Below are 6,928 nucleotides of genomic sequence, written 5' to 3'. Positions count from 1 at the left end.
ACCAGATACCCACGACTCAACACTAAAGGAGGCGCGGACAGGGAACCCCGAGTCGTGCGGCGCACGACGCGCTATCCCTCCCGGCGCTAAAGCAACCGGGTTTCCCGCGCAAAACGATGAATCATCCACAGCTCGATATGCAGCATATTCGTCAACGCCTGCAGAACCAGCGCCAGGAACTGCTCGCTGAGAGTCTCGAAAGCGAGGCATCTCGGAAGACCGTGATGCTGGACCAGACCACGGTGGGGCGCCTTTCGCGTATGGATGCCTTGCAGGCCCAGGCGATGGCCGAGGCCGAGGAGAATCGCCGTCAGTTGCAGATCAAGCGCATCGACAGTGCCCTGTTACGCATCGACAATGCTGAATTAGGCGAGTGCATCGAGTGCGGTGAGTGGATCGGCGTTCGACGCCTCGAGAGCGACCCTACCTTGCTCAAGTGCATCGAGTGCGCAAAGTGAGACGGCTGACTCGCAGTCGGTCTTGAAGCTTTCTGAGAGAAGGGTATGCTGCACACCTCGTTAGTTTTCCACTCATATCGCTGGCATGCTGAATTCCCAGTTAAAGATGTGAGTTACAACACCCCATGCCTGTAACACTTCCAAGCCCTTGGGCGATTCTGCTGTTGATGACGGTAGCGACGCTGCTTTCCGCCTATTCATCACCCGTCTGTCCATTACAAAGGAAACTACTCATGTTTATCTCAGGGCGTATGGCGATCAGATCGCTTATTGTCATGTCTTTACTGCTTGCGCCCTCCTTGTTTGCGCAGGATGCCCACATTGGCAGTGTGCGGACGGAGTTCAAACTACTTGGCCCGAACAGTACCATCGAAGTGGAGCGCTTCGATGACCCAGAGGTACAGGGAATCTCTTGCTATATTTCCTATTCACAGATTGGCGGGATAACGGGTGCGGTGGGACTTGCCGAGGAGGCCAGTGAGGCCAGCGTGGCATGCCGGCAGACCGGAAAGATTGTCTTCGACCCTGCCGAAGTGGAGCATCAAGAGGTGATTTTTACTCAGCGTCGCTCCGCGCTCTTCAAGAACATGCGAGTAGTACGCATGCACGATACGGAAACACGGACCTTCGTGTACCTGACGTACAGCACCAAGCTTGTCGATGGCTCGCCGAAGAACGCGATTACTGCCGTCCACTACGGTGACCTGTAATTCTGCCGGCTTGGCAGCCTTAAGCCACTGCCTGAGCCGGTATATCGTGTAAGAATGCCACAAGCTCATCGCCGTGATGGACAAGACTTGCGCTCAAGTCATGCCCGCCTTCCACCAAGCGCAGCGTCACACGAGCTCCTCCGGCGTCCGCAAGTGTGCGCGCATCATCAGGCGGAATCACCGTATCGCTCTCGCCATGCACCAGGAGCACCGGACAGCGGATCCTACTCAGTGTATTCACCGGTGCGATCGCATCGAAGCGGTGGCCGATCACGCGTTCGACGTAACGCAGCACGTACCAACCCAACGGAAAAAACGGTATGCCTTTCTGCGCAAGCCAGCGGCGCATCATGCCATCCGGGTGGGCAAAGCTTGCTAGACTCACCACGGCGGCGATGTCGTCGCGGCGTGAGGCGGCGAGAAGCGTCGCCGCCGCTCCCACCGAGTGACCAATCAGCACGGTGGGAAGCACCGTTTGCATCTGTTTCAACCAGGCAAGCGCCGCATCGATATCTTCGGCAAAGCGCGGCATGGAAGAGAACGTATCGCTATCGCTGCTGCCATGATTGCGAACATCAAACAGCAGCACATTCCAGCCAGCTTCAAGCAGTAGAGGTGCAAGTGGCAGCAGGGTGACCCGGTTCGCGCCCCAGCCGTGGGTCAGTACCACATGGCCTCGAGGCGATGCCGCGGGTAGCCACCAGCCCTTCAGCCACCGTCCGCGCTGAGTGGCAAAACGCACTGCTTCACCGTGTAACCGGTGTGCTTCCAGCGTTGTTGCCACCGGCTCCCGCGGGGCTGCAAGCTCTCGCCGCAGGCGGCGATGAAAGCTCTTCTGCAGTGTCACACCTCCTGCAGCACCACCTGCCAATATGCTCGCCACATAAAACCATGTGCTCACTTTCACCCCCCCCCCTGATTAAAGCAAGAACTGTAGTTGCTGTAACGTGTCAGTTTGCTTCGCTTGAACCCACACAAAAAAAGCCACCCCGAAATCACTGGGGTGGCCGCCAAGAACGCAAGATCTTTGCTTACTTGGGCAGCTTGGTTCTGCGCAGGTACGGGAAGATTGTCTCGTATTCGCCGAATTTCGCCTTGGCGTCGTCATTGGAGACGCTCGGCGGAATAATCACGTCCTGTCCTACCGTCCAGTCTGCCGGGGTGGCGATGCCGTGCTGCGTGGTGGTCTGGAGCGCGTCCAGAGCACGCAGCACCTCGGCAAAATTACGGCCAACGCTCATCGGATAGGTCATCGAGAGCTTCAGCTGTTTATCCGGACCGATGATGAACACCGAGCGCACCGTCGCGCTGTCAGCGGGTGTACGACCATCAGGCAGATAGGCTTCTGCCGGGAGCATATCGAACAGCTTTGAGACCTTGAGGTCTTCATCGGCGATGATCGGGAAGTGGACATCGTTCTTGCAGTAGCTTTCGATATCACTGATCCAGCGCTTATGCTCTTCGACACCATCAACGGACACACCAATCACCTTGGTGCCACGCTTTTTCCACTCGGCATCCAATGCCGCCACCGCACCAAACTCCGTGGTGCACACTGGGGTGAAGTCTTTCGGGTGAGAGAACAGGATTGCCCAGCTATCGCCAATCCACTCATGAAAGCGAATCTTGCCTTGGCTGGTGTCAGCTTCAAAATCCGGGACAACTTCGTTGATTCGTAGGGACATTGTCGACTCCTTGAGTTAGTTGAAACCACCTGTATAACACGGGTGCAGCGAGATGACATTACAGCTGCGATCTCATGCCGAAAAGTAATCAGTGATACTTGACCATGAGGTTGCACATAGGTTCTATGCTGTTAGTGTTACATATTACAGGCGTTCGGGTGTGCTCTAATTTAGATGATGGTAATAAATAAGGAATTTTATATAGAAACCTGGGTTGGTATTTAAAGGAGGGCAATACCTTATGAGCTTATCGACAACGACTTCTTCTGCATCTAATGAGACCGCTCGTGTCTTCCGCATGAAGACAGAAGAGCATCTCTGTCCTTTTGGCCTTAAAACGGTAGATCTGCTCAAGCGAAAAGGTTATCAGGTCGAAGACAATCTTTTGACCTCACGTCAGGAAATTGAAGATTTCAAGGAAAAGGCTGAGGTCGATACCACGCCGCAGGTTTATATTGGGCAAGAGCGAGTAGGGGGTTATGAGGAAGTTCGTGCCTACCTTGGATTAAGTGTTCCAGGTGATAAGGAAACAACCTATCGGCCTGTCATCGCTATCTTTGCCACCTCCTTGTTGATTGGCCTGGCGGTTAGCTGGGTAGACAGTGACCCTCTCCTATCATTGCGAATGCTTGAGTATGCGATTGCCGCTGCCATGATCCTCCTGGGTCTTCAGAAACTGCAGGATGTCGAAAGCTTCAGCAATATGTTTCTCAACTATGACCTGCTGGCCCAGCGGCATGTGCCTTATAGTTACGTTTATCCCTACGCCGAAACCTTGGCCGGTGTCTTAATGCTGGCCGGGGCGCTGATATGGTTTGCTGCGCCATTGGCGCTGTTTATCGGCACCATCGGAGCGGTATCAGTATTCAAGGCGGTCTACATCGATAAACGTGAATTGAAGTGTGCCTGTGTCGGCGGGAATAGCAACGTGCCACTGGGGTTTGTATCGTTAACCGAGAATCTCGTGATGATGGGGATGGGTATCTGGATGCCGCTCAAGTTCTTCGTCTTATAGCACTGGGGAGGCTTGGATGTCCGAGTCAATGGATAGAACGCCACAATACAAACAAAACAGTCTCTCCCTGGTAGGCGCGATCGCCTTGGGGACGGGGGTCATGATTGGCGCTGGCATTTTTGCCTTGACAGGCCAGATGGCTGAAATGACGGGGGAGCTTTTCCCTCTAGCTTTCTTGTCAGCTGCGCTAATCGTGTCCTTCAGCGCGTACTCCTATGTGAAGATGTCCAATGCCTATCCGTCTGCTGGCGGAATTGGCATGTACCTCCATAAAGCGTATGGCCCGACACTGCCCACCGCTTTTCATGCACTTTTAATGTATTTTTCCATGGTGATTGCCCAAAGTTTCCTGGCGCGAACGTTTGGGTCCTACACGCTTGAGCTATTCGATGTAGGCGATAGGTCGCTGCTCGTCCCTTTATTGGGTGTCGCTTTGCTGCTATTCGCATTTTTAATCAACCTCTCCGCCAATAAGTTGATCCAAGGTGTTGCATCGGTACTCGGGTTTATAAAAATTGCTGGGATTATCTTATTTGGGGTGGTCGGTGTCATCGTCGCCGATTCCGTGGGCATGGAAGCCTCGGCGTCGGCTCCGGAGGGGTCTCTTCCAGGCTTCCTGGGTGCGACCGCGTTGGGAATTCTGGCCTTCAAGGGTTTCACCACGATCACTAACAGTGGGTCGGAGATAAAAGATCCCCATAAGAATGTCGGCAGGGCGATAATGATCTCGATCAGCCTTTGCGTCGTGATCTATGCGTTGGTGGGCTTTGCGGTAGCAAGTAATTTGTCCCTGACTGAAATTATCGAAACGCAGGATTACTCGCTAGCGGCGGCTGCGAGGCCGGCTCTTGGGGAGGCCGCTGTCTGGTTCACCGTCATACTTGCCATGCTGGCAACCGCAGGCGGCATCATTGCCAGTATATTCGCCGTCTCGCGAATGTTGGCAATGCTGACTGAAATGAAGCTGGTGCCACATCGTCACTTTCATATGCCAGGCAGTATTCAAAAGCATACCCTGGTTTATACGGTCGTGCTTGGCTTGTTCTTGACAGCATTTTTTGATCTTAGCCGCATTGCGGCGCTTGGCATCATTTTCTATTTAATCATGGATGTCGGTATTCATTGGGGAGTGTTTCGCCATCTTAGAAAAGAAGTTGACGCAAACGCTGCTGTATTGTTCATCGCTATATTGCTTGATGTAATCGTTCTGGCAGGTTTTCTTTGGGTGAAGGCAACGACAGACCCTCTGGTACTTATCGTTGCAGCGATAATGATGGTGGTTATCTTGTTGGCTGAGCGACTCTTTCTGTTTAGCAAAGACTCCCGCAGCTTAAGCGATAGCACTCATTCTCATTGATTTTCAAAGAAAGTAGCTGTGCTGTCCCGGACAACACCTTCAGGAAAATAGCTATCGGCTCGTCCATTCGAGGGTGGCCTCCGGGACTCATTGTCGGCGCATCCGGCGGCGCCACTCCAGCCGATAAAGCTCTTCGCTATTCTCTTTTCCATTTGATCTGAAACTCTACCTCTTCTTCCTCGTCCGAACGCTCGTGCTCGATAGTGAATTCGGCGCGGGTCGGTACATATATTTGCTCCCCCGCTATCTGGATATCAAAGCGGTTCTCGTTTTCGATGGCATCTGCTAAGCGCCGTAGCTTTGATACGAACTCGGCTTTGGAATAGCCTTTTTCAACAATCATACGGCCGGATTCCCCGTATCAACGGGCGTCAGCCAGTGATGCGCGGGAGGAAGGTCGCGAGGGGGTTACAGGCTGCTTGACCAGAAACCTGACGCGGGTCTGGTTGTGGTGCAAACGCTGTATCTTCGACAAGGGCACCTGGTTGTAGCGCTTGCCGGGCGTGGCAATATAGCGACTATCTTCGCCACGAATAAAGGCCATCGACGTGCCGTTGAACAAAATTCTGCCGCATTCTGCGATTCGATTCTTTGAATGAATCGGCAGTTAAGGCAGGGCAAGGCGTCAGCCTTGCTTGTTCTTATAGCTGGTTGGATATATAGTTTTCTTATGTCGATCATCCGTTCCGACTCCTTGGCGCTACACGTCACCAGTGCCGACCAACAGACCGCTCTGACGGATACGCTGGCGCTGTATCGGCGATTGGTGCGCGATCTCATGACCGTGGCGTATACGCACTGGCCGCAGGTTCGGCGTCTGCGAAGGGAACGCGGTGGTCGAGGTAATAGAACGGCTGATACATCCCGCCCAAAAACGGCCACAGGTACGCTACACGTACTTTGCTAAACGCTACTACAAGTTTCCATCGTACCTTCGCCGTGTCGCTATCATGGATGCGGTCGGTCAAGTCCGCTCCTTCGTGACACGGTTTGAGGCGTGGCGCAGCGGTGATCGTAAACACCTGCACGCCAAACCACCGCGCCTGACATCCAGCACCAAGACCTTTCCGAGCCTTTACGGGAGCCAGTGCGCCAAGATCAATGCCGATGCCAGCCATGCCTTTATCAAGGTGCGACAGCACAATGATTGGGTCTGGATGGGATTTCGGCTCAAGGGAACATGCCGGTTCCGGGGGAAAGGCAAGGCCAAATCCCCGCTACTGACCACTGACAGTCGACAATGGCAGCTCTCGTTGCCCGAACAGTTCGATCCACCCAAGCCCGCCAAAGGCGCCCCTGGCCGGGTGCTGGCGGTGGATGTTGGCATTAACACGGCGGCGACCTGGGCGGTCGTCGATGCTCAAGGCACTGTCCACGCACGGGGGGTTCTCTCGCGCACGGATAAAGACCGGGAGTATCGGCTCATGCAACGCATCCGCCGTCAGGCACGGAAGCAAACCCGGCACGGAAGCCGGTTGCCACCGGGTTTCTGCCGCCGCGATCACCAACGGCTGACCAGTCTGGCGGATAACCAGGCCCATCAGATCAGTCGGCAGCTGGTGAATCTCGCGTTCGACCACGGCTGCCAAGCCATTGCCGTCGAAGACCTGAAAGGCTGGCGTCCGAAAGCGGGTAAAAAGCGCACGCCGATGAAAGCGCGGTTTCACCGCTGGTTCCATCGCCAGCTCGTGACGCGCATCGAA

At 54.4% G+C, this 6,928-nt stretch carries 9 protein-coding genes; 5 read left to right on the top strand and 4 right to left on the bottom strand.

All coding sequences use genetic code 11. From position 1 onward, the window contains the following. The first annotated feature begins 116 nt into the window (after nucleotides 1-116). Complete coding sequence (locus tag DU506_RS20260; protein WP_114488662.1) at nucleotides 117-458, top strand: TraR/DksA family transcriptional regulator; 342 nt, start codon at nucleotides 117-119, stop codon at nucleotides 456-458. A gap of 233 nt (nucleotides 459-691) precedes the next feature. Continuing rightward, nucleotides 692-1,168, top strand: coding sequence for a CreA family protein (locus DU506_RS20255; protein WP_114488661.1), 477 nt, complete (start codon nucleotides 692-694; stop codon nucleotides 1,166-1,168). Between the two features lie 19 nt (nucleotides 1,169-1,187). Here the strand turns inward: DU506_RS20255 and DU506_RS20250 are convergent, their stop codons facing one another. Both DU506_RS20250 and DU506_RS20245 read right to left on the bottom strand, forming a co-directional pair. Then, nucleotides 1,188-2,015 carry an alpha/beta hydrolase gene (locus tag DU506_RS20250; RefSeq protein ID WP_220254482.1) on the bottom strand — a complete coding sequence of 276 codons (828 nt, stop codon included), beginning with the start codon at nucleotides 2,013-2,015 and terminating at the stop codon, nucleotides 1,188-1,190. A 184-nt stretch (nucleotides 2,016-2,199) separates the two neighbouring features. After that, nucleotides 2,200-2,853 carry a peroxiredoxin gene (locus DU506_RS20245; RefSeq protein WP_114488660.1) on the bottom strand — a complete coding sequence of 218 codons (654 nt, stop codon included), beginning with the start codon at nucleotides 2,851-2,853 and terminating at the stop codon, nucleotides 2,200-2,202. A gap of 241 nt (nucleotides 2,854-3,094) precedes the next feature. Here DU506_RS20245 and DU506_RS20240 point away from each other — a divergent pair, with 241 nt between their 5' ends. Both DU506_RS20240 and DU506_RS20235 read left to right on the top strand, forming a co-directional pair. Further along, nucleotides 3,095-3,868: a glutaredoxin gene (locus tag DU506_RS20240; protein WP_220254481.1), complete on the top strand. Its 774-nt coding sequence runs from the start codon at nucleotides 3,095-3,097 to the stop codon at nucleotides 3,866-3,868. Nucleotides 3,869-3,884: 16 nt separating this feature from the next. Continuing rightward, a complete protein-coding gene (locus DU506_RS20235) occupies nucleotides 3,885-5,225 on the top strand; it encodes an APC family permease (protein WP_114488658.1) in 1,341 nt (446 codons plus the stop codon). A 136-nt stretch (nucleotides 5,226-5,361) separates the two neighbouring features. On the opposite strand, the gene DU506_RS20230 is transcribed toward DU506_RS20235, so the two are convergent. Both DU506_RS20230 and DU506_RS20225 read right to left on the bottom strand, forming a co-directional pair. Continuing rightward, nucleotides 5,362-5,568: an amphi-Trp domain-containing protein gene (locus tag DU506_RS20230; RefSeq protein WP_114488657.1), complete on the bottom strand. Its 207-nt coding sequence runs from the start codon at nucleotides 5,566-5,568 to the stop codon at nucleotides 5,362-5,364. Nucleotides 5,569-5,586: 18 nt separating this feature from the next. Continuing rightward, nucleotides 5,587-5,769: a hypothetical protein gene (locus DU506_RS20225; protein WP_114488656.1), complete on the bottom strand. Its 183-nt coding sequence runs from the start codon at nucleotides 5,767-5,769 to the stop codon at nucleotides 5,587-5,589. A 289-nt stretch (nucleotides 5,770-6,058) separates the two neighbouring features. On the opposite strand from DU506_RS20225, the gene DU506_RS20220 reads away from it, so the two are divergent. Next, the coding region (locus DU506_RS20220; RefSeq protein ID WP_220254480.1) for a transposase at nucleotides 6,059-6,928 on the top strand (870 nt) is incomplete at its 3' end.

It is taken from the genome of Vreelandella rituensis (assembly GCF_003336665.1).
Classification (GTDB): Bacteria; Pseudomonadota; Gammaproteobacteria; order Pseudomonadales; family Halomonadaceae; genus Vreelandella; species Vreelandella rituensis.
The sequence above is the reverse complement of the archived record's forward strand: the minus strand, read 5'-3'. Positions and strand labels throughout refer to the sequence as shown.